The organism is Leptospira limi (assembly GCF_026151395.1).
GTDB classification, from domain to species: domain Bacteria; phylum Spirochaetota; class Leptospiria; order Leptospirales; family Leptospiraceae; genus Leptospira_A; species Leptospira_A limi.
Map to the genome: position 1 here is coordinate 865,463 of NZ_JAMQPV010000001.1, position 26,691 is coordinate 892,153.

22 protein-coding genes are annotated in these 26,691 nt (G+C 38.3%); 11 read left to right on the plus strand and 11 right to left on the minus strand.

The window, feature by feature from the left end; genetic code table 11:
* Positions 1-58: 58 nt before the first annotated feature.
* The gene (locus ND812_RS04075) at positions 59-202 is read right to left on the minus strand and encodes a hypothetical protein (protein ID WP_015677411.1); all 144 of its coding nucleotides are present in this window, start codon (positions 200-202) and stop codon (positions 59-61) included.
* Between the two features lie 110 nt (positions 203-312).
* Here ND812_RS04075 and ND812_RS04080 point away from each other — a divergent pair, with 110 nt between their 5' ends.
* Together ND812_RS04080 and ND812_RS04085 are read left to right on the plus strand one after the other, a co-directional pair.
* Entirely contained in the window at positions 313-1,974 is a 1,662-nt protein-coding gene (locus ND812_RS04080; protein WP_265374383.1) for a sodium:solute symporter family protein, read from the plus strand.
* A gap of 80 nt (positions 1,975-2,054) precedes the next feature.
* A complete protein-coding gene (locus ND812_RS04085; protein ID WP_265374384.1) occupies positions 2,055-2,366 on the plus strand; it encodes a hypothetical protein in 312 nt (103 codons plus the stop codon).
* A 5-nt stretch (positions 2,367-2,371) separates the two neighbouring features.
* On the opposite strand, the gene ND812_RS04090 is transcribed toward ND812_RS04085, so the two are convergent.
* From ND812_RS04090 to ND812_RS04115, 6 genes are all read right to left on the minus strand, one after another.
* A complete protein-coding gene (locus ND812_RS04090; protein ID WP_265374385.1) occupies positions 2,372-3,157 on the minus strand; it encodes a M23 family metallopeptidase in 786 nt (261 codons plus the stop codon).
* Positions 3,114-4,532 (minus strand): flavin-containing monooxygenase, encoded by a 1,419-nt coding sequence (locus ND812_RS04095; protein WP_265374386.1) that lies wholly within the window; start codon positions 4,530-4,532, stop codon positions 3,114-3,116. The genes ND812_RS04090 and ND812_RS04095 overlap by 44 nt, the downstream gene beginning before the upstream one ends.
* Before the next feature lie 194 nt (positions 4,533-4,726).
* Positions 4,727-6,148 (minus strand): glycan biosynthesis hexose transferase WsfD, encoded by a 1,422-nt coding sequence (gene wsfD / locus ND812_RS04100; protein WP_265374387.1) that lies wholly within the window; start codon positions 6,146-6,148, stop codon positions 4,727-4,729.
* A 30-nt stretch (positions 6,149-6,178) separates the two neighbouring features.
* Positions 6,179-6,706: a hypothetical protein gene (locus ND812_RS04105; RefSeq protein ID WP_244288748.1), complete on the minus strand. Its 528-nt coding sequence runs from the start codon at positions 6,704-6,706 to the stop codon at positions 6,179-6,181.
* A 13-nt stretch (positions 6,707-6,719) separates the two neighbouring features.
* The gene (locus ND812_RS04110) at positions 6,720-7,166 is read right to left on the minus strand and encodes a thioredoxin family protein (protein ID WP_265374388.1); all 447 of its coding nucleotides are present in this window, start codon (positions 7,164-7,166) and stop codon (positions 6,720-6,722) included.
* Between the two features lie 31 nt (positions 7,167-7,197).
* Positions 7,198-7,347 (minus strand): hypothetical protein, encoded by a 150-nt coding sequence (locus ND812_RS04115; RefSeq protein ID WP_012387282.1) that lies wholly within the window; start codon positions 7,345-7,347, stop codon positions 7,198-7,200.
* Positions 7,348-7,465: 118 nt separating this feature from the next.
* Between ND812_RS04115 and ND812_RS04120 the strand changes: the two genes are divergently transcribed.
* From ND812_RS04120 to ND812_RS04145, 6 genes are all read left to right on the plus strand, one after another.
* On the plus strand, positions 7,466-10,150 hold the full coding sequence (locus ND812_RS04120) for a valine--tRNA ligase (RefSeq protein ID WP_265374389.1): 2,685 nt from the start codon (positions 7,466-7,468) through the stop codon (positions 10,148-10,150).
* Complete coding sequence (purD, locus tag ND812_RS04125; RefSeq protein ID WP_265359037.1) at positions 10,140-11,417, plus strand: phosphoribosylamine--glycine ligase; 1,278 nt, start codon at positions 10,140-10,142, stop codon at positions 11,415-11,417. The genes ND812_RS04120 and purD overlap by 11 nt, the downstream gene beginning before the upstream one ends.
* Complete coding sequence (locus tag ND812_RS04130; RefSeq protein ID WP_265374390.1) at positions 11,418-12,257, plus strand: hypothetical protein; 840 nt, start codon at positions 11,418-11,420, stop codon at positions 12,255-12,257. It begins immediately after the preceding gene.
* Between the two features lie 23 nt (positions 12,258-12,280).
* Entirely contained in the window at positions 12,281-13,408 is a 1,128-nt protein-coding gene (gene prfB / locus ND812_RS04135; RefSeq protein WP_265374391.1) for a peptide chain release factor 2, read from the plus strand.
* Positions 13,409-13,412: 4 nt separating this feature from the next.
* Entirely contained in the window at positions 13,413-14,909 is a 1,497-nt protein-coding gene (locus tag ND812_RS04140; protein ID WP_265374392.1) for a sigma 54-interacting transcriptional regulator, read from the plus strand.
* Positions 14,910-14,971: 62 nt separating this feature from the next.
* On the plus strand, positions 14,972-16,039 hold the full coding sequence (locus ND812_RS04145) for an OmpA family protein (RefSeq protein WP_265374393.1): 1,068 nt from the start codon (positions 14,972-14,974) through the stop codon (positions 16,037-16,039).
* Here the strand turns inward: ND812_RS04145 and ND812_RS04150 are convergent.
* Genes ND812_RS04150 through lepB form a run of 3 tightly spaced genes read right to left on the minus strand, consistent with a single transcriptional unit; the run spans position 16,029 to position 20,323 of the window.
* The gene (locus tag ND812_RS04150; protein ID WP_265374394.1) at positions 16,029-17,909 is read right to left on the minus strand and encodes a motility associated factor glycosyltransferase family protein; all 1,881 of its coding nucleotides are present in this window, start codon (positions 17,907-17,909) and stop codon (positions 16,029-16,031) included. The two genes, ND812_RS04145 and ND812_RS04150, sit on opposite strands and share 11 nt — an antisense overlap.
* Positions 17,910-19,721, minus strand: coding sequence for a penicillin-binding protein (locus ND812_RS04155; RefSeq protein WP_265374395.1), 1,812 nt, complete (start codon positions 19,719-19,721; stop codon positions 17,910-17,912). It lies immediately after the preceding gene.
* Between the two features lie 2 nt (positions 19,722-19,723).
* A complete protein-coding gene (gene lepB / locus ND812_RS04160; RefSeq protein ID WP_265374396.1) occupies positions 19,724-20,323 on the minus strand; it encodes a signal peptidase I in 600 nt (199 codons plus the stop codon).
* Between the two features lie 95 nt (positions 20,324-20,418).
* Here lepB and thrC point away from each other — a divergent pair, with 95 nt between their 5' ends.
* Genes thrC through ND812_RS04175 form a run of 3 tightly spaced genes read left to right on the plus strand, consistent with a single transcriptional unit; the run spans position 20,419 to position 23,686 of the window.
* Positions 20,419-21,768 carry a threonine synthase gene (thrC, locus tag ND812_RS04165; RefSeq protein ID WP_265359032.1) on the plus strand — a complete coding sequence of 450 codons (1,350 nt, stop codon included), beginning with the start codon at positions 20,419-20,421 and terminating at the stop codon, positions 21,766-21,768.
* Between the two features lie 50 nt (positions 21,769-21,818).
* Entirely contained in the window at positions 21,819-22,529 is a 711-nt protein-coding gene (locus ND812_RS04170) for a hypothetical protein (RefSeq protein WP_265374397.1), read from the plus strand.
* Entirely contained in the window at positions 22,529-23,686 is a 1,158-nt protein-coding gene (locus ND812_RS04175; protein ID WP_265374398.1) for an LIC10486 family protein, read from the plus strand. The genes ND812_RS04170 and ND812_RS04175 overlap by 1 nt, the downstream gene beginning before the upstream one ends.
* A gap of 6 nt (positions 23,687-23,692) precedes the next feature.
* Here the strand turns inward: ND812_RS04175 and leuS are convergent, their stop codons facing one another.
* Positions 23,693-26,296, minus strand: coding sequence for a leucine--tRNA ligase (leuS, locus tag ND812_RS04180; protein WP_265374399.1), 2,604 nt, complete (start codon positions 26,294-26,296; stop codon positions 23,693-23,695).
* Between the last annotated feature and the right edge of the window lie 395 nt (positions 26,297-26,691).

Sequence of the window (26,691 nt, forward strand, 5' to 3'; positions counted from 1 at the left end):
AGAAAATTCCTGGAAGGACTGGTTGTACACCCCCAGGATATGGATATGAGAATTCGATTTAGGCGGCTTTGCTTTGTTCTAAATTGGATTTGATACGTTCGTGGTCGAGGGCAAGGAGGACCGTATTTTCAAAATAGGTAGCAAAATCAATTCTCCCAGAAGCATAATCTTCATGGAGAAGGGCTAAGAGAAGGTAGAACATAGATCCTCCTGGTGTTTCCGAATCTATCAATGTGACATAATTCGAAAAGTCTTTTTCAAAGAAAGTGTTACTAGGTTTGTCGGCGACTTTGGAAAATTTTTAAGGAAAATATGGGAGGAAGGCACCAGTTTGGGATTTCCACTTTACAAAGTCTTTTTCTCGGATTCCCTTTCAAACCTATGTTTGTTGCCTTAAAGCCCATTGATTACGCGATTATCCTTGTATTTGTAGGTTTTATGGTGGTGATTGGGATGCTTTTGAAACGATCCATGAACCATTCTACGGATTTTTTACTGGCTGGGCGGAAAATCCCCAGTTGGATCACTGGGATTGCCTTCATTTCGGCTAATATTTCCGCCTTAGAATTGTTAGGAATGAGTGCGAGTGGTGCAGAATACGGGTTTTTGACCTTCCATTTTTATTACTTAGGTGCCATTCCAGGGATGATTTTTCTTGGGATCTTTATGATGCCGTTTTATTATTCGACAAAGATACGAAGTGTTCCCGAATACTTACGTTACCGTTTTAACAGACCTGCCCATCTCGTAAATTCACTCATCACTTTGTTATCACTTGCGTTAGGTTCTGGAATTTACCTCTATTCCTTATCCCTAGTGTTCGAAACCTTATTTGGTTGGAACCCGCACTTATCCATTTTATTTAGTGCCCTCATTGTTCTCATTTATACTTACTTCGGAGGACTTAGTTCTTCCATTTATACAGAAGTGATGCAGTTTTTTCTTACTGTGCTCGGGCTCTTTCCATTGGTCATTGTCGGTTTAACAAGGTTAGGTGGTTGGGATGGACTCATGCAAAAAATACCAGAGTCTCACAAACATATGTGGGTAGGATTACCTGGTGGACAAAATGAACTTGGTTGGGATGTTCTTAGTGTCACAGTGGGACTTGGATTTGTTTTGTCTTTTTCCTATTGGACTTGTGGGTTTGCAGAGGTGCAAAGGGCTATGGCTGCCAAAGATTACAGAGCCGCAAGAAGAACACCACTCATCGGTGCGATGTTTAAATTGTTTTTACCATTTCTCACTGTCATTCCAGGTCTTATTGCACTTGCTGAATATTCCTCAGAAATGAATGGAGAGTACAATAAAAGTTTTCTGATTTTATTAAAGAACTTTTATCCATCAGGAATGTTAGGACTTGGCACAACGGCACTACTCGCTGCCTTTATGGCGGGGATGTCTAGTTCTGTCACAGCAATGAATACAATTTTTACCTACGATATTTACCAAACCTATATCAACAAAGGCGAAGATGACAAAACCTATTTAAAAATAGGAAAACAAAGTACGATGGTTGCTGTCGTGTTTGCCATATTTACTTCATACATTGCGATGCAATTTGAAAACATCATGAACTACATTCAGTTGTTGTTTTCCTTTTTTAATGCTCCACTGATTTCGATTTTTTTACTGGGAATGTTTTGGAAAAAAGCATCAAAGTGGAGTGCCTTTTATGGGATGATAGTGGGGACGGCAAGTGGGCTTTTGCATTACTTTTTGTATGTTAACAAAATGTTATCTTACAAATCGGATATGGTATCCAATTTTTATGGTGCTATTTATTCGGGAGTGTTTTGTTTTCTAGTGATGGTTGTTGTCAGTTTCATCGAAAATGAGGATCCAAATAGAGACTTACATGGGTTAGTGTATGCAGACAGAGACAAAACCAATGCCTTCTGGGATCCCCGGATTTTGGCTTGGGGTGTGATCTTACTTGTCTTACTTGCTGGGTTTAATGTCGTTTTTGCATAAAGATTTATACATCCGTAACAAAATAGTAATTGAATACGAGTATTCTGTATCCAATGTTTGTTGCAGTATACACGAAGACCATGAAACCAAATCATTATACCGAAATTCCCTCTACATTTGAAGTTCAATTGGAATCATTAAAGGATTATGATTCGAAAAAACACATCAGTGCACGGGGAATCAAATTTTTCCATCCTTATGACATTGAAGTGCCTTCGATATTAAGAATTTCTTTAAAAATGATTTCGATGACAGGTTCAATTGACTTTCTTGTGAAAACGTTAAAGTCTGAGAAAGTAGATCAGGAAAACTTATACGAAATCCATTGTAATTTTTATGACACAAATGCTGAAAAAGAAGACGAAGTGTTGGAGTTTATCAGGAGTTTTTAATTCCTTCAAAGGGTTCCGTTTTTTTCTCCCATCCATTGGAATGTCTCTTCGCTAAATGACTTTTCTTTGGGACCGTATTGCATGAGCCACCGCGTTGGTGGTAAAAATCCGTCCGTATTCAGGCCATAACCCCCACCTAACGGGGCACCAATTTTGGATCGTAACTCAAAGTGAAGGTGGGCGGGATAACTTCCCCCTGCATCGCCAATGGTTCCAATCCATTCGGTTTTTTTCACAAGTTGGCCTGGTTCTACATCGATTGTGTGGAGATGAGCATATACTGTTTCTAAATAATAGAATTTTCCATTTGGCAAGTTCTGCTGGTGGACAATCCGAATCACCTTTCCCCAACCACCACCATAATCAGCAATTTCGGAAACGACTCCATTACCAAAGGCATAAACCGGGGCTGCATAATCAGAGTCACCACCAGTGAGTGCATTCCAATCTTCACCTAGGTGTTTTCTCCCACCAAACTTTGCATTTTCGGCTCCAAACTTTTGCGCTAGGTAATACCCATCCGCATACTTTCCTCCTACAGGGAATTCAAAATCAATAGCATGGAAAGTTGGATACCGTTTGAGGATGGGGAAAGGGTCAGTGGTTCGCACTTCCCCAGATGCTTCCATCCAACCAAAAAGTGGATTTCCTTGGTAGGAATACCCTTTGGAGGCACAACCTGTTTCTAGTAAAATAAGTGTTAGGAAACAGATTGTGTGTTTGTACGAACGTGACAAATGGATTGTTTTACTTGGATACCAATTGTTTTTGTTTGCGAGAAGAAAGAACATGGCTCTTCTCTGAATGGTACATGGCACGTGCTTCGATTGGCAAATGGTTTCCTTCCTTTGCTGCTCTTTTTTTACCTTGTTCCATTTCTTTTTTCATATCATACAAAAAACTATCATAATCCACTTGGATGGTATGCCTTGAACTATTCACATACCTTTTTTTCATCGCCTTCTCATCTTTGAGAATGCTTCTTTCCATTTCTTCTTTGGATGGCAAAACATAGTTTCCAGTTAGGTACTGAGAAATCCATTTCCCTTGGCATTCTGCTAGTGGCATAATGGCACCTAACGGTTGCATGAGGCCCACAAAGAATAAATTGTTAATTCCAGGTTTCATCATCTTATAATAAAGTGGGATATAATTGTTTGGCGCAGAGAGAAAATCTTCTTCAAAAAAAGGAAATTTGATATTATACCCTGTGCAGTAAATGAGAACATCTGCTTCTTCCTCGGTACCATCGGCAAAGGCAATTTTTTTACCACGGAGTTCGGTGATCACAGGTTTTGGTTTGATATCACCTCGGCCAAGTCTCACCAGTAAGTCTTGGGAAATGGTTGGGTGAGCAGATCCAAATTTATGATCTGGTTTAGGTAAACCAAAGTCTTCCATTTTCCCCACTCCAAAACGAATCAGAAGGTGAGCGAGTGTTTGTTGGATGAAAAATGGAACCCAATGCGGAGTGTATTCGGTTAATTTGTCTAATGGTTTTCCAAAAAGATAATTGGGGATGACATAAGCACCTCTCCTTGCTGACAAAAATACTTTTTTAGCAACACCAGGTCTCGATAATTCTACCGAGATATCCATGGCACTATTTCCCATGCCAAGAACCACTACGTTTTTTTCTTCGCAGTTAACAGGTGTTTTTGGGTCTACATAGGAATGTGAATGGATGGTTTGTCCAGAAAATTTTCCCGGGAAAGCCGGGTCGGGCCAACGTTCACTCCAGTGATGGCCATTCGCAACAACTAACACATCATAGATTTGTGTGGGTCCTTTTTCTGGAGTAATCCTCCAAAGACCATCTTCTGTACGTTCGACTTTTTTCACTCCATTTTTGAATTGGATGTGTTTGCGAAGCCCAAAGTGGTCTACATAGGATAAAAAGTATTGTTGGATGGGCTCGTGATTGGGATAATCGGGATAGTTTGTTGGCATTGGGAAATCACGATATTCCATTCTGTCCCGATGGGTGTTGATGTGTAAGGATTTATAAATATTACTCAGGCCATTGTCATTTTTGTAACGCCAGTTGCCACCAACATCACTTCCCTTTTCGTAACAATCAAACGGAATGCCGTGTTCTTTTAAGGATTTGATGACGGTGATTCCAGAAGAACCAGCTCCAATTACACATACTTTAGGAAGTGCCATAAGGGATCTCTCTTACTCTTGTTACAGATTTACTTTAGGGACAAATGTTTAGAATCAAGAACATCGTTATCAAGTAGATTTTACACAATAATAGAAAAAAGTAACTTAATTGAGCTTAAATAGGCGACAGATCGATCCTGAACCAAAGGTAAAATTGTGAAATTCCCGATGGTTAGAAAAAAATCAAATGTGAATTAGAATGGCTTTCGAAATAGGTATTTGGTTTCCCTTAGAAAAACAAATAAAATTTGGAAGGATAGGGAACAATAAAAGTATAAGAAGATAAAATAAAAAACAAACAAATGTTTTGTTAGCTCAAAGGTCCCATCACCGAAAATGGTTGCATAAAAGCTAAGATAGAGTAACAGAATAGTGATTAGGTAATGTTTGGCGGGAAAATTTTTCCGGACATATGGACTTAATAATATAAAGATAAATATAGGAAAATAGAATAAATAAGTAAAATACTTGCTTTGTAATGCTATGATATGATGGTTTAGAGTAAAAATATCTTTCCCTAATTTACCTTCTTCTGTCTGTTGGTATTCAAAGTTGATCCATCCTTTTGTTTCAATGAGTGCTTGATTGGTTAAATCAAAAAACAAATTTGGATTTTTCATTAAAAATAATATTAATTTTGAATACCCGATGTCCCTGATCTCAGGACATGGATGACCATTCCAGAACTGGCCTTCAAACCAATTTTTGCCAATGTAATTCTCACATTGTTTGTCTAATTGAAAATTTTCTTGAATTTGTGTTGGTTTGGAATATTTAAAAACAAACCCTAAAATTGTATTTGTTTTATTAATTTCTTTAATAAATGAATCATCATAATGACTTTTTTTATAAAGTAAAACACTGCTAACCAGAGTTATGATTAAGATAGTAACATGTTTTGTAAGTTGTGTTTTTCTTTTGGTCTTATTCCTCTTAAGGAAATAAAAAATACTTACGCTTATAAAAACAATGGCTAATGGAGAATATTGTTTTTTCGTAAAAAAGAGCAGAATGGCAAAGAAGAATAAAAAGTAGTTAAGTTTATTGTTATAACTAATTTGAAGTTGGGATAAGATAATGAACAGAAGTGTTAAAAAGATGATACCCGAGGGTTCGGCATAAAATGTATTAAAATAGAGTAAAACAGCTGGGTCGGAAATTAAAAACGTTAATATTAAAATCTGGACTTTCTGAAAAGTAGATAGTCGATTTTTCAAATGAAATAAACTTAAAAAAATAACGATAGAGAGAATACGAACGATACCGATCGATTGTAATTGAAATTTCTCATTCAAAACGGATGAATATAAAAATGTGGGGAATTGAAAAATGAGTTCAGTGCTAACAAAACACGAGTCAAAATCGTATTCAATTAATGGATTGTTAAAAAATCCTTTGTATTCATATTCTCTGATCGGTTTACTATGTGCTTTTTCGATCAGTGAGTTGTCTACTGGGAAAACTGCATAACATCTGGTATATCGATTCGCATCAAAATTGTTGGCATATCCTTTTAACGGTGAAGAAATAAGAAAGAATATAGATTTGATAAGAAAAAAGATAAGGATAGAATCATATAGATAAGTTTTTAGCTTAGATTGAAAAATTTTTTCCATTTGGAATAGGATTTACTTAACTTTTGGCTATTACAAACTTTCTAAAAAATCCTTCACTTCCTTTTCTACATTCGAAATTTGAATTTTTGTAATTTTCCCTTGTTTTAATTGGATCATTGTCACGGAACCTTTTGTCCTAGGAAATGGATCCGCTAATTTTTCTTCTCTCACCAAACGAAGAGTATATGGATAGGATTTCATTTTAGGAAGTGCCACAAATCTTGTGATGAGGCTTGGCATTCTATGGATGTCGGAAATGAGAACTGCTTGTTTGGATTCCAAATACCCTTTGTTTTCCTTCTCCAAGATGGGATGGATAATCTTACTCGCATCCATATCTGAAATGAAGAATACTTTAATGGTTTCCTTTGGGATGGGACTTGGTTCTTCCCATTGGTTGGTATAAGGAATTTCAGGGAGTGAGTCACCAACTTTCAAAGTTTGGATTGTCGGTTCTTCAGCTATGAGAGAAGAAACAACCAAAATGTTAAAAAGGAAAAGGAGTTTAAATCCAATTGAGAGTGAATGAGTGAGGTAAATTGGAGTATTTAGTTTCATGATGTTTCCCTTTTTACAGTTTATATAAATATGCGAGTACTTGTTCTTTTGTCATCTTACTTGCGTTAGAAAATTCACCACCTTTTGTAGAGGTTATGAATTCCCCTTTGGGTGAAATAACAACAAGTGATGGGATTCCATTTTGAATTGGATTTCCTAGTTGTTCATTGAGACTTAAGTTTTTGTCAAATCGACCAACATCAACCTTCATCACAACAAATTCTGAATCGAGTAAAGTTTTGGTTTCTGGATCGGCAAAAATTCCATCTAATGCCTTACAGTCGGGACACCAATCGGCACCAAAGACAACGATGAGTTTCCGATTTTCCAAATTCGCTTTTGCTAAGGACGACTCGTATTGGGTGAGAATTATGTCTCTTTGTTTGGAGCAGTGAGAAGTAAGTAAGAGTGTGATACTCAAAATTAGTAGTGAGAGAATCGATTGGAATCGGTGTTCCATAAAAAAATGCGGAAGGATCCTTCCGCTTCGATTATTTTTTCGCGATTTCTTTTAAGATTTCTTGTCTTTTTTTGTCTTTCTCGATGTGCGAAAGAGACAACCAATCACGTTTCAATTGTTTCTCTGAAACACCTTTGAAGGTTGCATATTTGCCGAGGATTTTTGCTGTTTTTGCGTTCATGCCGACCAGATTCTTTTAGTCCAGCTTTCTGTCAATGCGAACCTAAGAGACTTTGTTTCATCCTTGACCCCAATACTCACTGCGAAACATAGTAAAGTCCAAGAAATCGATCGACCTTATGAAATCACATCTACCTGACCGTTACGATCCTGAATCTGTAGAACCAAAGTGGAACCAAATCTGGGAAGAAAAAAAAACCTTTGCTCCTGATACTTCGCGCAAAGAAACGTTTTCCATCGTCATCCCACCACCAAATGTCACTGGGAATTTACACATTGGGCATGCACTCAATCATACCATCCAAGACATCATTATACGCATTGAACGGAAAAAAGGGAAAAACGTGGTTTGGGTTCCAGGGATGGACCATGCTGGGATTGCGACACAAGTTGTTGTGGAACGCGAACTGGCAAAAGAAGGAAAATCCAGAACTGATTTTACTCGTGAAGGATTCATCGAAAAAGTTTGGGAATGGAAAGCACACTCAGGTGGAATGATTGCCAAACAACAACGGTTACTCGGTGAGTCAGTTGATTGGTCCAAAGAACGTTTTACTTTTGATGAAGGTTTATCTAAAGCCGTCATAAAAGTATTTCGCACATTATTTGATGAAGGTTTGATTTACCGTGGGGAACGTATCATCAATTGGTGTCCTGTTACCAAAACTGCCATTTCGGATATTGAAGTAGAATACAAGGAAAAACAAGGCAAACTTTATCATATCAAATACCCAAAAGCTGAATTCAAATCCAAAGACCCAAAAACATTAAGTGCAGGGGAATACATTGTTGTAGCGACAACAAGGCCAGAAACAATGTTTGGTGACGTGGCAGTTTGTGCTCACCCAGATGACAAACGTTATTCGGCTTTAAAAGATAAATTTGTTTTTTTACCAATCGCTGAAAAAGAAATTCCAGTTTTGTTTGATTCCTTTGTGGACCAAGAATTTGGATCGGGCCTTGTGAAAATCACACCAGCTCATGACCCGAATGACTATGAAGCGGGCCAACGACTAAAGCTCACACCTATCAACATAATGAATCTGGATGGTACACTCAATGACCATGCAGGTAAGTACAATGGTTTGGATCGTTTTGAAGCACGCAAACGTGTTGTAGAAGAATTAGAATCCAAAGGTTATATTGAAAAAATAGAAACCCATGTCCACAGTGTCGGCCATAACCAAAGAGGTGGGGCTGTCATTGAACCATTGTTATCCACACAATGGTTTGTGAAAATTGAAACCCTTGCAAAACCAGCAATCGAAGTTGTCAAATCAGGAAAGGTTCAGTTCCAACCAAAGATGTGGGAAAAAACCTACTTTGAGTGGATGGAAAATATCCGCGATTGGTGTATCTCTCGCCAATTGTGGTGGGGACACCGAATCCCTGCTTACTATGCACCAAACGGTGATATGGTGGTTGCTGAGTCTTTAGAGGAAGCCATTTCATTGTTTCAGAAAAAAGGAATCTCTATTACTGCCGACACCATCAAACAAGACGAAGATGTATTAGACACTTGGTTCTCTTCTGGGCTTTGGCCATTTTCCGTTTTTGGTTGGCCAGAAAAAACAGAAGAACTCAAACAGTATTACCCAACTTCAGTTCTCGTCACAGGATTTGATATCATCTTCTTTTGGGTTGCTCGTATGATTATGAACGGACTCAAATTTATGGGCGATGTCCCGTTTCATAAAGTGCTTATTCATGGTCTTGTTCGTGACAAAGACGGAAAGAAGTTTAGTAAGTCACTCGGTAACGTAGTAGATCCTTTGGATATGATGTCCAAATACGGAACGGATTCTTTCCGATTCTTTTTGGCAGCAGTGTTACCGGAAGGAAAAGATATTCTCTTCGACGAATCTAGGTTAGATGGTTATCGTTCCTTCTGTAATAAAATTTGGAATTCCAGCCGATTCATTTTTATGAATTTGCCAGAGGACTTTTCTCCTAAAGAACCTGATTTAAATGCATTGGAAGACACTGACCTTTGGATCTTACATGAATTTGATTTGATGCTTGGTCGATATGAAAAAGCTTACTCTGGTTACCTTTTCTTTGAAATGGCGAATGCGATTTATGATTTCGTATGGGGTTCGTTTTGCGATTGGTATTTGGAACTAACCAAAGCTCGTGTGTATGGAAATGTCACTCCAGAGTCTGCGGAAAAAGCACGCCAAGTGCTTGTAAGTGTTTTAAAAAAATCACTCGGACTCCTTCATCCTTTTATGCCATTCATCACAGAGGAAATCCATTCCCTTCTGGAGTCAAAGGAACTCGCAAAAACAGAATTTCCAAAAGCCTATGGAGTTTCGGAAACTTCACCTGCTGTGGTTCGGATGGAACTTGTTCGTGAGATCATTACCAAAATTCGAAACATGCGAGCTGAGCTCGGAGTAAAACCTGAAAAAAAATGTAAGGTCATCCTCAAATGTGCAAATAAAGAATTAAAAGAAATGATGGAACGAGAAAGTAAATCCATCCTTCAATTATCCAAAGCAGAGAGTTTGGAATTTTTAGATTCCTATGAATTAAAAAACACAGACTCAGTCGGTGCATTCTCGATTGGAGAAATCATCCTTCCACTCGAAGGGATTTTTGATTTCGAAAAGGAAAAACAAAGATTGGAGAAAGAGAAAAAACAAATCCAATCCGAAATGGAAAAGTTAGAAAACAAAATTAACAATCCATCCTTTTTGGAAAAAGCAAAACCAGATGTAGTTGAGAAAGAAAGAGAAAAATACAATACTTGGAAAGAGAAATTAGAAAGTACAATTAGGGCGTTAGAAAAAATTGGAACATAAATATAAAGTTTTACTTCTTGGAAGTGGTGGCAGAGAACACGCATTAGCGGACGTGATCTCAAAATCTAACTCTTTGGAATCGTTGAAGGTATTCCCAGGAAATGGAGGATTTGCAACTGAGCTCCTGCTTGGAGCAGATGAAATTTCCATTACTGATAAATCTAAGTTTTTAGAATATATAAAGATTTCCAAAACAAATCTTGTTGTGGTGGGACCAGAAGACCCACTTGTCAATGGAATTGCCGATTGGTGTGATGAAGTTGGTATCCCTTGTTTTGGTCCATCTGCCTATTGTGCACAGGTAGAAGGTAGTAAACATTTTGCAAAAGAAATGATGAAACGAGCAAAAGTTCCCACAGCTTCTTTTGCTGTATTTACAGACCATGAATCGGCTTGGAGTTATGCTCAAAAAGAAATGTTACCAATGGTTGTCAAAGCAGATGGTTTGGCAGCGGGAAAAGGTGTTACAGTTGCTTTTGAATTGAAAGAAGTCAAACGAGCATTAGATGAAATATTTTTAGAATCAAAATTTGGTCAAAGTGGAAACAAAGTAGTCATCGAATCCTTTTTAGAAGGGGAAGAAGCTTCTTTATTTGTCATTACCGATGGAGACAGGTATATGTGTTTGCCTGCTGCCCAAGACCACAAACGTGCTTACGATGGAGACATTGGACCAAACACAGGTGGGATGGGAGCGTATGCACCAGCACCAATTGTGACTGATGTTGTACTTTCAAAAGTTAAATCGAGAATCATCGAACCAATGTTAGAAGACTTTCGTAATGCAGGACATCCTTACAAAGGACTATTATACGTGGGTCTAATGATCACAAAAGAAGGGGAACCCAATGTGGTCGAATTCAATTGTCGGTTTGGTGATCCTGAAACACAATGTGTGTTACGATTACTTGATGAAGACATTTTGCCGATTTTTTATGCATCTGCTACAGGTAATTTACCAGAAAGGAATTTAAAATTGAAATCTGGGTCTTCTGCAATTGTTGTACTTGCGGCAAAAGGATACCCTGATGCTCCTGAAAAAGGAATGGTGTTAGAAATTCCACCAAACGAAGGGAATGTGGTAGTATACCATGCAGGAACAAAAAAAGAAAACCAAACGATCCTTGCCAGTGGTGGACGTATCCTTGGGATCACATCGTTTGGATCCAGTTTAAAAGATGCGATTAATGATTGTTATGTATTTCTGTCGAAAGTAAAAGCACCAAATACATTTTATCGAAAAGATATTGGTAGGAGAGCTCTGTAAGTGCCATTTAGTCTCTCAGGAAATTTTAAATCTTGCGAACGTTCTAAACTTCGCAATTTTGAAAAACACCTAGGGATTATTTTATCTGAAAACCAAACTCAACTCCAACAACATTTGATGATCCGAAGAGCCCTACAAAACTTGAGTGGTTCTGTCAGTGTTTTGTCAAGTCTAAGTCGCCAAGAGTTACTTTCCTTCATCTTCATCTTAACTCAGTTTGGTGATATCACTCGCATGGAAACTCCTCCAGAGTATTTACAATTAGAATCAATTCCTTATGTGATTGAATGGTCAAAGGGTCATTACATGATTCCACTTGAAATTTTGGAACATTTGGCTCATGAAAGGATTTTTAAAGACCAAGGGTATTTGTTTGCTCTCATTCCTGCTCTTCCCATCAAAGAAAAAAAATCTTGGATCAGATGGATCGGTGTAGATTTTGAAAAAGGTGGCGACAGGGATTTAAATTTTGAAATTTATTTCCAATGCCGAGTGTTACAAAAACCTTTTTTAGGTAAGTCACTTGTACAAGAATCAGAGATTCGATTGGAACAAATTTGGCCAAGGGGCAAAAACGAATACATTGATTGGTTTTATAAAGGTTTATCTACATTCTATTATGCAATGGAAGAGATGAGCCGAAAAGAAAAGGATCCATTTTTACTTCATGTAATCGAACTCATCAAATCAGGAAAATTCATCCTGAAACGGTTACCTGATAGTTATGGAAAAGAATCGAGTTATTCTCTAGTGGGAACTGTAGAAGGAAATACTCCTCAACTGAGAGAAATCACATTCCAATGGGAAGTGGAACGTTTACGTAAAGATTCTTTGTTTTAATCTACACTTCGGATTTACGCATTATGGATAGATCATTAAAAGACTTAAAAAAACAAACAAGTGAAATGATAGAAACATTTCAAACCTACTGGACAGCACAAAATTTCCAAGAGGATTATGATCGTTTGGTGTCCTTAATTGAAAAGGCAAACGATCCAAAATTATGGGATTCACCTGACCAAGCCAAAAACGTAACTCAAAAACGAAACGAATTACAATTAAAGTTGGATCCATGGTTGGATTTAAAAAAAGAACTTTTAGATTTTCCAGACTTAATCGAACTCACTTCGGAAGAGATGGGAGAATCTGGATTAAAATCTTTAAACGATGATTTTGAAAGAATGTTTGAGGCATTTGAAAACTTGCAAATGTTAGATGCTCTTTCTGGCAAAGATGATGGAAAAGCTGCCTTTATCAATATCCATCCAGGAGCGGGTGGAACTGAATCACAAGACTGGGCCGATATGTTACTTCGTATGTACACAAGGTTTTGTGAACAAAAAGGATACCGAGCAGAACTTGTGGACTACCAACCGGGTGAAACCGCTGGAATCAAAAACGCTACACTTTACATCCAAGGGGACCATCCATTTGGGTATTTAAAATGTGAATCGGGAGTCCACCGCCTTGTTCGTATTTCTCCCTTTGATTCCAATAAACGTAGGCATACATCTTTTGCATCCGTCTATGTGACACCTGAAGTGGATGATGATATCCAAGTGAACATCGAAGAAAAAGATCTCCGAGTGGATGTGTATCGATCTTCGGGAGCTGGTGGTCAGCACGTGAACACCACAGACTCTGCCGTTCGGATCACACACATTCCAACAGGAATTGTTGTTTCCTGCCAGATGGAAAGGTCACAAATTAAAAACCGTGATACTGCAATGAAGATGTTAAAAGCACGTCTTTATGAGATGGAAAAACAAAAAGCGGAAGAAGAGAATGCCAAAAAAGCGGGGGAAAAACGTGACATAGCTTGGGGTTCACAAATTCGAAGTTATGTGTTCCATCCTTATAACTTGGTGAAAGACCACAGAACCGATTTTGAAACAGGAAACGTTCATGCGGTGATGGATGGTGACCTGGAAGATTTTATCATTGCCTATTTAAAATACCTGACAAATCAGAAGGCAAACGCTAAAGTATAATCCCATGTCTGTGAAACAGGATATTTCTGGTGCCTTAAGGAAAATCCAAAAAGAAATCCAACAACTTCCGAATATTACGGATCGATTGAATTTCATTTTGGATATGACCCTTACTTTATTTGGTGCCTCAACGGGAAGTATCTCCATTATGGACCAAGAAGAAAAAGTCCTAACCATTGTTGCTGCCAAAGGTATGGACTGGGAGAAAAAAATTGCAGCAAAACTACCGTTTAACTTAGGTGTGACTGGTCGCGCTGCATCCACAAGAGAAATCACATATGTTCCCGATGTTTTATTAGACAGAGATTATGTAAAACTCATTGAGACGGTTCGCTCAGAACTTGCCATTCCACTCCTTACAAGAGACTCTGTTGTAGGGGTTCTCAATTTAGAATCAGACAAAGTAAACTTTTTTTCACCCGATATCATCAACCAAGCTACTCTCTTTGCTTCTCAATTAACAATTGTTATTTTAGAAGAAAGAATTGCAAAAGAAGCATTCGAAAAATCCAAACGGGAAGAAGACCCTGTTGAAGAAATTTTAGGTTATGATCCAAGCATTTTATTTTTGAAACATAGAATTAGGCAAGTAGGTCCTTCCGATATTTCGGTTATGATGATTGGAGAAGAGGGATCTGGGAAAAAATTAGTAGCAAAGGCACTACATTATATTTCCCAAAGGAAAAATGCTCCCTTTCACACGGTTGATTGTTCTGGGCTCAGTTACGAATTATTGGAAGCAGAACTTTTTGGAAGTTTTAGTGGTAAAATCTTCAATCCAGGAAAATTGGAACAATCCAATACTGGTTCCTTATACATAGAATCAATTGGCGATTTACCTTCCAATTTACAAAACAAACTATTTCAAACTTTAAGTGATAAAACCATTCCGAATCCAACTTTAAAGAAAAAAGACGAAGTTCTAAATATCAGAATATTTACAGGTAGCAAACGAGACCTTTTGGAAGACATTCAGAAAGAAACGTTTTCCATGGATTTATATTACCGCCTAGCGGAAGTTCCACTTCGTATGCCACCGTTACGTGAAAGAAGAGGTGATATACCACTACTTGCACACCATTTTTTATACCAATACAATAAACAATATGGAAGAAACAAATCTTTCTCCACCGAAGCCCTAAAGTCATTAACAGGAATGCCGTGGAGTGGGAATGTAAGACAATTACAAAGTGTCATTCAATATGCAGTCCTTGTTCCACAAGAGACAGTGCTTGAGCCATATTCTTTCCAACAAGATGGCAAACGTGAGGAAGAAACACGGACGAAAGTATCGGGATTCGGTGTGGGGACAGAAATTCTCACTCCAAGTGAGAACTTATCTTTGAATTTAGCGATTGAAAAACTAGAGGCAATTTGGATCAAAGAAGCCTTCCAAAGGGCGTCCACCCAAGAAGAGGTTGCAAAACTTTTGGGGATCAGCCGTGGATCTTTGCAATATAAGCTCAAAAATAACCAATTTCTCGACGGTTTCAGCGTTTGATCCTAAGAAAAGGATGGATCGATAGGCCACTTTGGTCGATAGTATAAGAAAGGAGCTTCGAAGTGGCAGAAAGTTATTACCGTACCATCAATGGTAAACAATACGACAATGAATTGTTAGAAATCGTTGAGAAGGCCACCAAACGTAGCAAAGCTCCTATTGGCAAAAACATCGCAAAAACATTATTTGATGCCATCAAAGATGGTGGTGATTATACTGATGTTGAAAAAAGAACTGTAAAACACATCCGCGACAATTTTAAATTTTCACCTGATGCAGATGAATACTTACGATCTGAAATTCGTAAGTGGGCAGCTAAGATTTCTGTTCCAGCTGCAAAGAAAAAAAGCCAATCCAAATCTTCGAATCCCAAAGAGTCTTCTTCTAAATCAAAATCCACTCGAACCAAAAAAACATCTATTTCTGTAAATGAATCTGAATCTTCCTATATGGAAATTTATGATTCGAGCGAAGACTCTGGTTACGAAGTAGCACCAACTCCCGAATACAACGAACTTGTTGCACTCAATAAATTCCAAATCACTCCGAAACAAAGCCAATTAGGAAAATTCATCGTCATTGGTCTGATTGTATTATTTTTTCTTTTTCTCATATTCTTTGGTATTCGAAGTTGTAATCGTAATTCAAATGCTAACGATTCCAAATCAGGTAATGTAACATCACAAAGACAAGAGTCTAGTTCACGGTCTTTAGAACGTGTTAGCTTAAAATCTGGAACTGTTTCAAATCGATTTGATTCCCAAGCCAAAGCCATTCGTTATATCAATGATTTACAAATTCGTTTTATCAAACAAAGTATGGCAACTGAAGAAACTGCCTCTGATAAAATTGCAACTCTTGCCGAAGCACTAAAATCATATCCAGGAATTAAAATTCGAGTCAAAGGGCATACCTGTTTCATCGGTGAAATGGACGAAAATAAAATTTTGTCAGACGAACGTGCGAAATTCATTTATGATGAACTCATCAAAAATGGTGTGAACCAAAGCCAACTCGACTACCGAGGGTTTGGTGAAACAGCAGAAATTGATACGAACCAAACAGAAGCCGGCCGAATCAAAAACAGAAGGGTAGACTTTACTGTATTATCAGTCCTTCCTAAAGATTAGATTGTAAACGATACAAGGATTTTGTGAGCATCCGTTTGGTGGAACGAATGGACTCATACAATCCTTCGTATAAAAGTAATGATTTTTTTGCTACACCTAGTTGGGCATTTTCCTTTTCTTCCAAACTCAATTGTTCATCATACCCTTCTGTAATTGTAAGAATCACTCTTTGGATTCCCAAACTCAAAATTTCATTTAATCCTTTTTTTTGAGATACCTCCTCATCGATCAAATCCATTCGTTTGATATCTTCTGAAAATGTTTTTGGATTGATTTGGTTTTTTTGGATTTGTTGGTATATCCTCTGTGAAACGGTAAGGCCTTGTCTCACAAGGATCAGAAATTCGATTAAAGATGTGATTGTATTTTGTATATCTTCGATGAGTAATGATCGTTCAAAAAAGGAAGTATTTTCCTTTAATTTAGATTGGATCAACTTTTTTACATGCATTACAGATTGGATTTGTTTTTGATCGGAAGTATTCTCAAATTCTTTTTGAAAACTGGAATGTTCCATCCCTTCTAATTTGGCACCAAACTTTGTTAAGTTGGTCCAAGGGTTTTCTTTGGTATGATCTTCAAACCATTTTTTAAAAATTAACATCTTTTCGTTGGTTATATAGGTTTCATTTTGAATTCCCGAAACTTGTTTTTGGGGAAGGGCAAAAAGTTGTTTGTAATTGTGTTTTTCCCTCCGAAACTTTCGAGACTCTAAGTAATTTAATCTTTCTTCTAACACTGCTCCTTTGGAATGAGCAAGACCCTTCGTAAAACTTAAATCTTGTCCGACCAAATACACTTTCTCGGCACCCATGAGTGTTCCAAGACTTGCAGCATTTGTGGAAACAGAACCACCAAAGGGAACGGAACCAATTTCACCAGATGCAGTTTTTTCTAATAATTGGAGTAATGGAAATGGAGAGGATGTCACAAAACCTTTGTTTGGTCCCTTTTCCAATCTAAGGCTAATATATGTGGAAGTAGGATCAAAAATTAAAATCCCTTCACCAGTGTAGTCCTCCAAATACTGGCTATTTAATGCTTGAGGATCTACAGAATAAATTAAATCGGGATCTACACCAAAAGATGTAAGGATGGGAACTGCAGTATCTACGGCTAATAACAAAAATTGGTTTCGGTAACGAAGGATTTCAGGAATGGATTCGGACAAACTTGGTCCTGCACAAGCAATGAGAACTTTGATTCCCTTCGCAATGCCAAATAAATCTGCTACAGGTCGAAACCCTGACAATTCAGGTAGGTTATAACAAATGTTTTTTGCCCAAATTTTTTCAAACCGAGTCAGTGTTGCTAAGTTTACGTCCTTCTTATGGAACATTTGTTCGGCGATAAGTTTCAATTTAAGGTATTCTGATTCTTTCCATTGCCAAGACCCACGGTGGGGAACAAAACTAATGGGATGTGTTCCCTTTCCCTTAACTGCGTCTGAAAGTTGGTCTTCTAAATTGTCACCTGTAACAAGAACCAGTTTACCACTTAAAAATGCTTCTGAAAAATCAAACTTTGCCAAAGTCTCTTGTATAAGAAACGAAAAAGGTTCCATCCAAATGATCGTTACTTTGGATCTTTCTAATAAATAAGGTATGATGTAACCAATTCCTGCACCAAACAACAAATAAATACGTTCGGTTCCATCGTGTGGGAGTTCTGCAACAAAACGTGTTGCTTCTTTTTTCGGATCAAATTGGCTGTGGATCCAGACTCCATTAATTTCTAAAGTATCATCACCAACTTTGGATTTGACTCGTTTGTAATGAGTACCTTCCAACATGGAGTGATCATTTTGAATTAACTCAGAAACTTGTGAAGGTAAACAGGCTAAATTTTTGGAAAGAAAGGATTCGTTCACTTATGGTTCCAAGACAATTTTTACATTTACATTGGGAGAAAGAGATGTATTTGGTTTTGGATCTTGGGATTTGACAAACCCAGATCCATCAAGAGTATACTTCACTTTTAATTGTTTTAGTACTTGGATTACTTCCGATGCAGTTAGGCCTGTCATGTCAGGCATTTGTTTGGGATCTACCTTAAAGATTTTGTTTTTTTGGTTCTGTAATCGGTAAACCAATGCCTTTTCACTTCTTTCTACAATCGGAATGATACTTTCTACAACTTCACGAAAAACGGGAGCAGCAATTCCTCCTCCTGTATGTGCCTCACCACCTGGTTCATCAAATACGATAAGACCAACATACTTTGGTTTGTCGGCCGGAAAAAAACCAAGGAAACTTGCCGTAAACAAACCCGCTTGGTATCCTTCACCTGCTTTCGCTTTTTGGGATGTTCCCGTTTTCCCTGCAATGAAGTAGTTTTCTAAATAGGCCTTTTTTCCTGTTCCCTGGGAAACTGCTTTACCCATTGCATTTAATGTTTTTGAAGCAGCACCAGGCTTAATTCCTATTAACTCAGATTTGGTGGAAAATTCATGCACCAACTCACCATAAGAATTGGTAATTTGAGAAACGACACTTGGTTCAAATAAAATACCACCGTTCACGACGGCAGCAGCAGCGGTAATCAACTGAATTGGTGTTACCGAAACTCCTTGTCCTATCGACAAAAAATACGGTGTACTTTTGTTCCATTTGTTTTGTGGAGGGAGGTACCCTTTTGCTTCATGGATGGAAAAATTGGTCCTTTTGCCAAATTTGAAACTATCCAAATAACGATAGTAAGTTGCCTCATCAATTTTTTGGGCCGCTTTGATAATTCCAACATTACAAGAATATTGAAGGATTTCATCTAAATTGACATGGCCATGGTTGTCTGTACAACGAATCACCGTTTTACCAATTTCAATATATCCAGGACAATGGAATCGTTCTCCTGGTAGAATTTTGCCTTCATTTAATAACATCAATGCGATAAAAATTTTCATTGTGGATCCAGGTTCATACACATGCCGGATGGACCAATTGGTATGAGATTCCACTGGAAAGTCTTGGAAATGATTGGGATCAAAATTAGGAAAGGATGCCATTGCCAGGATTTTTCCAGTTTCTGTGTCCATTATCATTCCGATTCCACGTTTGGAAGCGGTTTGGAGAAAGGCTTTTTGTAAGGATTTTTCCAATCGGTATTGTATGATGCTATCTATTGTTAGGTGAACATTATTTCCTTTTGAAGATTCAGCATCTGGTGTGGATAACAGTTCCAAGTTATATAACATTTCAAGACCAGAAAGGGCTTTATCATCATCATAACCTGTAAATCCAAGTAAACTAGCGGCAAGACTTCCCTGTGGGTAAATTCGTTTGTATTCTTTTTCGACTCTTACACCTGGGAGAGAAAGGGCTTTGATTTTTTCTGCTTTGGATAATTCAATTTCTCTTTTTAATAAAAAATAGTTTTGTTTGTCTCGAATGGTTTCTATCAGTTTGTTTGTAGGAATTCCAAGAACTGGACCTAACTCTTGTGCGGTAAGTTCGGGATCATAAATATTAGAAGGATCAATTCCAACGGTTGCTGATTCTCGAGAGATCGCAAGTTCGATGCCTCGTCTATCGTAAATGGTTCCTCGTTGTACAAATTTATTTGCTTTTAAATTGATGATGTTTTCATTAAAGTAAGTGAGATACACAACCCGGAAAAACAAAACGACAAATAATGATAAGATAAAATAGAAGATGTATTTAAAACGAAGTTTGTATTCTGTCATTGTTAAAAATAAAAGATTACCTTTCCTTTGATTCTTTCAACTGGCACGAGTCCAAAGGATCTTGAGTCCGTTGAATACTGACGATTGTCACCAAGTAATAAATAATAACCAGGAGGGATCCTTCCTTGTTTGTCCATCGCAAGAAATGGAGAATAATGTCTGTTTAAAAATACAGAAGTAGAAGGTTCACTCGTGTAAGTTCCTTTAGGCAGATAATTTTCCAAGAGTTCCATGGAATCAATGAGTACCCTTCCTGATTCAATGGAATAAAATTCGCCAGGTAAACCAATCACACGTTTGACGACAAGTTCGTCTTCTTGGCTCACAAATAAGACCAAGTCTAATTTATTGATACTTGGATCGGTGTACAATAATTCCGTTCCAAAAAATTTGGCAGAGATGGCATACCCTCCCTTCCAGACAAAAACAACAGATCCATGTTCTAAGGTAGGAAACATGGAATTCCCTTGGACAGAATAGATTTGGAATAAAAAGATTCGGACAAACAGTAAGAAACAGAGAAATAAGAAGACAAAGAGGCTTCTTCTCACGTAACGTTTGATTTTACTCCACCAATGGGGGCCTAATGTTTCTGTTTCCATATCCATCAAAAAACGATAAAAATCATTCGTGCATTTTTCCCCTTTCCAAAGAATGGAAAAGGAAGTTTCCGTAAATCTGAAGCCTAGAGAAGTCTATGTCACTTACAAAATATCAATTCCGAGCACAGTTTCGATGCACCAACGAATCCTGTCGCAAAACATACCCACTCCACCAGGTCATCTATTCCTGTTCCAGTTGTGGAGAACTTCTAAATGTTGAACATGATTTAGACAGCTTAAAAAAAATCCCAGCAGAAGAGTGGAAGTCTACCTTTGAATCTCGCTTCCGTTCCAGCCAATTTCCCAATGCTTCTGGGGTTTGGGGCAAAAAAGAATGGGTTCTCCCCGAAATCAAAGAGGAAAACATCATCACCTCAGGGGAAGGCACAACCCATTTATACGACGCTTCTCGTTTTGCAAAGGACCTTGGCTTAAAGAGCCTACATGTCAAACAGTGCGGTGTTTCTCATACCGGTTCGTTTAAAGATCTAGGGATGACCGTTCTTGTCAGCCAAGTGAACCAAATGATTGCCGATGGAGTTCCCATTAAGGCAGTCGCTTGTGCTTCGACGGGAGACACCTCTGCAGCACTTGCTTCTTATGCTGCCAAAGCTGGAATTCCAGCCATTATTTTACTTCCAGCTAACAAAGTTTCAACGGCTCAACTCATCCAACCTGTTTCCAACGGTGCCATTGTACTTGCCTTGGAAACTGACTTTGATGGTTGTATGGCAGTTGTAAAAGAACTCACTCAAGAAAAGTCAATTTACTTAGCAAATTCGATGAATTCCCTTCGCATCGAAGGTCAAAAATCTATATCTGTGGAAATCACCCAACAACTCGGATGGAATGTGCCCGATTGGGTTGTGATCCCTGGTGGGAATTTAGGAAATGTTTCTGCCCTTGGAATGGGATTTGAAATGATGTTAGAACTTGGTCTCATTCAAAAACTGCCAAGGATCATCCTTGCTCAGGCAAAAAATGCAAGTCCTCTGTATGAGTCGTTTAAGAAGGGTTTTGCGGAGTTCTCACCAGTCACTGCAGAAAAAACCTTAGCGTCTGCGATCCAAATTGGTGACCCTGTTTCCGTGAAAAAAGCGATCCGTGTTCTGAAAAAATTCAATGGGATTGTCGAGGTGGCAACGGAAGAAGAATTAGCGAACGCAAGTGCAAAAGGGGATTTGTACGGACTTTATAATGATCCTCACACGGGTGTGGCACTTGCTAGTTTATTAAAATCAATCCAATCGGGAGTAGTCAAACAAGGGGAGTCTGTTGTTGTGATCTCCACTGCCAATGGTCTCAAATTCACCGAGTTCAAACTTGCCTTTCACGAAGGGAAAATTCCAAAGGTGGATGATACCTTAAAGAATGTGATTTTACCTTGTAAGCCAACCTTATCGGGAGTGATGGAAATCCTCGGTAAACATTTGAAGAAAACATAAATCGCTAGACAAATCTCCACTTCACTGGCAATTTTTTTAAGTTTACCGGTATGTCCCAAGAGAATTCTCTCAGTCCAGATTTTTGTCGAACTGTGGATCAGGCTGTAGAGGCAGGGAAAAAAATTTCCATGATCACCTATGTGATGGGAGACATAGGTGAGGCAAAACTCAAATACATTTTGTTACGAATTTTGCGTTCCCTGGATCGTGAAGACCTGATGGAACTCTTCTACACTGCTGCAAAAGAATTAATTGTCAATTCTACGAAAGCAGCAATCAAACGAATCATTTTCGAAGAACTCCAACTCAACATCCAAAAATTAGAGGATTATGAAGAAGGAATGAAACTCTTCAAATCGAGTTTGAATGAACGCAAATTTCCCACTTATAAACAAAAAATGAGAGAATCGGGTCATTTTGTTAAAATCACTTGTATTTACAAAAAAGACAAAATAGATTTAGAAATTCGAAATAATTTTCCTTTATTGCCAATTGAAGCAGAAAGGGTAAAAGAAAAGTTTATCAATGCTAAAAAGTATGATAATCTATTCGAGTTCTTTATGGAACATGGTGATAGTACAGAAGGAGCTGGAATGGGAATCACAATGGTAGAAATATTATTGTCTCAATCTGGATTTGATCGTCGTTTATTTTCAATATACTCATCAGAAAGGAAAAAGGAAACAGTCGCGCGTGTTGAAGTTCCATTACATGAAATACCAAAATCAAATGGAATGATCGAACAACTGTTTGTAGAATAATGTCAGAATTAAGTACAAAAGCAGACCAATTAAAAAGACAAGCAGACCTTCTGGGTTTAACAAGAGAAGCCGTGTTTACTGATGAACAAGCCAAAGAAGTTTTACAAGGAAAAATCACCGATGGTTACTTGGTAAAAGTAAAAATTGATTTGGACAGTTTGAACGGAATGGTTCTCATTTTAGTTTCCTCCATACGTAAACACATTATGGAACTCTATGCAGTTGTGGGAACGTCCCCTACCTTTCGTAGGATTCGAACGTTTGCGGATCACGTACAAATTTCAACAGACTTAGGTGACATTGGTAAAACAGGTGGTTATGATCCTGCCATCTCTGAAAATATTGGTCGTGCTGTTCACCGAGCATTCACCAAAGAGAAGTTAGAGGAACTCCTTCCCCTTTGGCAAAAGAAGGATCCTTCTCATATCACAGAACTTTTAGAAAATCCAATTCTTATGGCAACCAAGGGAAGGAATATCAAACTACAAGCTGAAGTAGATAAAATTTCGACGGCAAAGTTTCGATATGAAAATCCGATGAAAGGGGTCATCCTTCCCATTCCAAAACCAGAAGACGAGGCACCAGCCGCACAAGATGCTTCTGTTCCTTCTGTTTCCACCGAACTTCCAAAAGGTGAAGGTTCTGCTTTGGATCGACAAATTGCACAATTTCGTGTCGCTTTTCCAAAAGAACTCAATATGAAAACGGTTATCTCGCCTATTAATGGAGTTGAGTTCGACAACCTAATGGAAGGTATGGAAATTTTATTTCGAGTTCCAACAGAAACTCCAGAAGGACTCACAAATGCACAGATATTGGGTCTTATTGACGAAGAAGGTAAAATCAAAAAGGAACCTGTTGTGGGTAAATTCCTTGGGATTGCGAGTAACAAAACCGAATACCATATTTTTGCTGAAGGACCAAATCAGTATTTATTCCATTCGATTGAAGAACATCCTGTGAAGGTAGCTATTCCAAAACCTGCATCCATTGCTGGAACAGGAAACAAAACAGGAGCCGGCCAAACCCAAAAGAAAAAAGTAGGGAATGCACAACAAGATACAAAATCTTCAGGTGCCAACTTATTTATGTTAATGGGTGCATTCATCACAATCGTACTCATTGGAGTTTTGATTTTTGTGATGGTGATTTTGTAAAATCAATTAACCCGCAACTACGATGTTGACGAGTTTACCTTTGACATAAATTTCTTTTTTGATTTCTTTTCCTACCCAGAAAGCTTTTGCCTTTTCCACTTCTTTTGCAAGGGATAAGGCTTCCTTTTCTTCAATTTCTCTAGGTGCTAAAAATTCTCCACGCATTTTGCCATTCACTTGGACAACAATGGTAATATTGGCATCCACTAGATACTTCTCTTCCCATTTTGGATACGGATGGTAAGCAAGTGATTCTTTGTGTCCTAGTTTTGCCCATAGTTCTTCTGCTAGGTGAGGTGCAAATGGAGACAATGCTAATACGAAAGGTTCTAATACTTTTTTCGGTTTTCTTGGATTACTTGTGAACTCATTGATGAAGATCATCATTTGGGAAACAGCAGTGTTAAATGAAAAACCATCGATATCGTCTTTAACCTTTTTAATGGTACGGTGAAGGGTTTTGAGCTCTGCTTCGTTTGGTTCAATGTCTTCCACAAAAAAAGATTCATTTTCCCCTGAATGAAAGAGTCGCCATACACGATTTAAAAATCGGAACACACCATCCACACCATTTTTACTCCAAGGTTTGGACATCTCAAATGGGCCCATAAACATTTCAAAGAGTCGTAGAGTATCAGCACCATATTCAGAGACTACGTCGTCTGGATTGACTACGTTTCCTCGTGATTTGGACATTTTGCCTTTGTCTTCCCCAAGGATGAGACCTTGGTGGACTAATTTTTTAAATGGTTCTGGTGTGGATACGTGACCCAAATCAAAAAGAATTTTATGCCAAAATCTAGAGTATAACAAGTGTAGTACGGCATGTTCTGCTCCACCCACATACACTTCTACAGGCATCCACATCTTTTCAAGTGTTGGATCAATGAGTTTGTCATTGTTTCTTGGATCAATGTAACGAAGATAATAATAACAGGAACCTGCCCACTGTGGCATCGTATTGGTTTCTCGTTTGCCGATTTCACCTGTTACTGGGTCTTTATACACAAGCCAATCTTTTGCAAGTGCAAGAGGAGATTCCCCTGTGCCAGAAGGTTTGAACTCTTCAAGGTCAGGTAATACCAATGGTAATTCTGAATCCGATAATGCCTTTGGGGTTCCATCTTCAAAATGGACAAGAGGGATCGGTTCTCCCCAATACCTTTGTCTTGCAAAAAGCCAATCTCTCAGTTTGAATTGGATTTTTTTACGGCCTACCGATTTTTTTTCTGCCCAAACAACCATGGTTTGGAACGCATCTTTGTAAGATTTTCCATCTAACTGCACTTCAGCGGAAGAAGAATTGATACATACAGATTCTTTGGAATCAAAAGCAAGGTTTGGTTCCATTTTTCCATCAATCACTTGTTTGATGGGGAGTTGAAATTTTACAGCATAGTCATAGTCTCTTTGGTCGTGAGCTGGTACCGCCATAATGGCACCTGTTCCGTAAGAGATTAATACATAATCAGAGATGTAAATGGGAACGTTTACGGAAGGATCCGTTGGCAAACTAGCATAAGAGCCAGTGAATACACCCGTTTTGTCTTTATTCAGTTCGGTTCTTTCTAAATCACTTTTTAAGGAACAATCTTTTTGGTAGGTTTCTACCGCTTTTTTCTGTTCTGCAGTTATGAGTTCTGCGACCAGTGGATGTTCCGGCGCAAGAACCAGATAAGTCGCACCAAATATGGTATCAGGGCGAGTTGTATACACCGTGATGTCTTTGTTTAATGCAGGAACGTGAAAGTTGAGTTCCAAGCCTTCCGACTTTCCAATCCAGTTCCTTTGCATTTCGAGAGTGGATGGTGGCCATTCACAGAGAGAAAGATCGTTTAATAATCGTTCGGCGTAGGAAGTGATGCGCATCATGTATTGGCGCATGGGTTTTCTTTCGACTGTATACCCTTTGGAAGTCCATTCTTCCACTTCTTCATTGGCAAGAACGGTTCCCAATGCCTCACACCAATTCACAGGGATATTGGCTTCATACACTAATCGGAAATGGGACAAAATGTCCTCTTTTTCTTTCCGTGATTTGGATTTCCATTCAGAACCTGTAAATTGGATTCCTTTGGGAAGTTCTATCCCTTCAAAAAACTGAGAACCTTCGGTTTCCAAGGTTTTGATGAGAGTATCAATGGGAAGGGCTTTGTTTTGTTTCCTGTCAAAGTAGGAATTGTAGATCTGTAAAAAAATCCATTGGGTCCAACGGTAATAATCCGGGTGAGTGGTGGAAATTTCCCTTTCCCAGTCATAGGAAAGGCCAAGGCTTTTAATTTGGCGACGGAAGGTATTGATGTTATTTTTTGTCGTGGTACGTGGGTGAATGCCCGTTGTCATCGCATATCGTTCTGCAGGCAGTCCAAATGCGTCCCAACCCATGGGGTGCAAAACCTCGTATCCTTCCATACGTTTGAGTCTTGAGATAATGTCAGTGGCTGTGTATCCTTCTGGGTGGCCTACGTGAAGACCTGCACCACTTGGGTAAGGAAACATGTCTAAACAATAGTATTTAGGTTTGGATGAGTGTGCGTTTGTGCGAAAGGTCTGGTGGTCGTCCCAGTATTTTTGCCATTTTTGTTCAATATCTTGGAATGGATAATTCATCGACTAACGTTGAGAAAGTGTAGTTAATTCTACTTTCTCACGGAGTCGATGATTTTTACAAGCTTTTTGAAACTCTTGGACAAACAAACTTTGCAGAGATTGTATTGATAAAGGGTAGTGACGGAGCCACATTCCGCACAAGGTTTAACATTATTGATTTTCACATTCATAAAGTCTGCAGTATTTATCTTTGTATTGCATTCGAGCATTCTATATTTACCTGTATGAGTCCGCTTATCGACAGTGCTGTTCATAACTTCCCAAAAATCCCCAAAAAACGGGAGAGGGGAAACACTACGATGAAGTTACTTTATATGAAACCCACCCTTTGGGGTCAAAAAAAATTAGGATGTACACACAAAAAGATAAGGAATTTTTTCTAAGTTTTTTTTTGC